Raw genomic sequence first — 209 nt, forward strand, 5'->3', positions numbered from 1 at the left:
CTACTTCTGCCACTGTTGTGGCATTTTCTACTCGATCCACGTACCCTTGCTTGACTGTATCATCCAGGTTAGCCATTTTATCTATCTCAGTCTTCGCTGATGCTTTCGCATCATCTAAAGCCTTTTGGTCGGCTGCCTTAGCCGCATCTACAATCTTGGTGATTTCATCAACCGTTTTCGCATTATTAACTTGATCGATATAGCCCTGC

Annotated in this window: 1 protein-coding gene; it reads right to left on the reverse strand. The window is 44.5% G+C overall.

The features are described 5' to 3' along the window. On the reverse strand, positions 1 to 209 hold a 209-nt coding region (locus tag IV73_RS06470), incomplete at both ends, for a GA module-containing protein (RefSeq protein WP_157049564.1).

The sequence above is a fragment of the Weissella kandleri genome (genome assembly GCF_001438705.1).
In the GTDB taxonomy this organism is placed as follows: domain Bacteria; phylum Bacillota; class Bacilli; order Lactobacillales; family Lactobacillaceae; genus Weissella; species Weissella kandleri.